1 protein-coding gene is annotated in these 1,132 nt (G+C 72.8%); it reads left to right on the top strand.

Annotated features, from left to right (window positions below; genetic code table 11):
• Positions 1-109: 109 nt before the first annotated feature.
• Positions 110-1,033: a MetQ/NlpA family ABC transporter substrate-binding protein gene (locus NWP10_RS12060; RefSeq protein WP_258301060.1), complete on the top strand. Its 924-nt coding sequence runs from the start codon at positions 110-112 to the stop codon at positions 1,031-1,033.
• The last annotated feature ends 99 nt before the right edge of the window (positions 1,034-1,132 follow it).

The following is a 1,132-nucleotide window of genomic DNA, read 5'->3' as shown; positions in this document are numbered from 1 at the left end:
GTTCCCGACGACGGCGGCCCGCCCCCGGCGGTCGCCCCGCCCGGGCCGGGGCGTCCGCACCCGCCGCATCCCTGACCTCCCCTGACCGCGCCCCGAGAAGGAGCCCCCCATGACCTCCCGTTCCCCGCTGTCCTCCCGTTCGCCCCTGTCCCCTCGTCCGTCCCGCCGCGCCCTCCTCGCGGGCCTGGCCGGCGTCGGCTCCGCGGCCCTGCTCACCGGCTGCGGCCTGCGCACCGGCACGGCCGCCGGCGGTGGCGGCGCCTCCCGCACCATCACCCTGTGCGCCACGGAGGACGCCCCGTACCAGGAGCCGGTGCGGATCGCCGAGCGCCTGCTGGCCGAGCGCGGCTGGGAGCTGAAGACCACGTTCGTCACGGACATCATCCAGCCGAACATCGCCGTGGACCGCGGCGAGTTCGACGCGAACTTCTTCCAGCACATCGCATATCTCAAGCAGTTCAACGCGGACAACGGCACCTCCGTGGTGCCCGCGTTCAACGTGTACACCTCGCCGGCGGGGCTGTTCTCCACCCGGTACTCCTCGCTCGAGGAGCTGCCGGACGGCGCCCGCATCAGCGTGCCCGTGGACCCGTCCAACAACGGGCGCGCGCTGCGCCTGCTGGCCCAGGCCGGGAAGATCACGGTGCGGGAGGGGGTGTCCGTGATCCGGCTGTCCCAGCACGACATCACCGCCAACCCGCACGGCTACGAGTTCGTGGAGGTGGACCAGCAGTCGCTCGCGCTGACCATCGAGGACGCGGACGCCGGGTTCCTGTTCGCCCGGCAGTCGGCCAAGATCGGGCTGCCGATCTCCGAGTCGCTGCTGTTCGAGACAGCCGAGGACGCCGTGCCGTTCCGTGTGGTGGTGGCCACCCGCGAGGGCTTCCGCGACACCGAGGCCGGCCGGGCCCTGCGCGAGGCCTTCCAGTCGGAGGAGGTGCGCCGCTGGTACGCGGACTACCTCGACGGCGCCCTCGGCACCGAGGCGTGGGGCGACGACCCCCAGGAGGCGATCGCCGCCCTCGAGATCTGACCGGCCGCCGTCGCCGTCCAGCCCCACCCCCTTGCGTTTCGGGTGACTTGTCGGAGGTCCCGGGCCCTCTGACCCCCGAGAACTCACCCGAAACTCATC

The sequence above is a fragment of the Micrococcus sp. HG099 genome (assembly GCF_024723355.1).
Taxonomy (GTDB): domain Bacteria; phylum Actinomycetota; class Actinomycetes; order Actinomycetales; family Micrococcaceae; genus Micrococcus; species Micrococcus endophyticus.
This window is presented reverse-complemented; position numbering and strand designations above follow the sequence as displayed.

Excerpts from the sequence above, each read along its gene's own strand:
- NWP10_RS12060 (WP_258301060.1), top strand. The coding sequence starts at position 110 with ATGACCTCCCGTTCCCCGCTGTCCTCCCGTTCGCCCCTGTCCCCTCGT.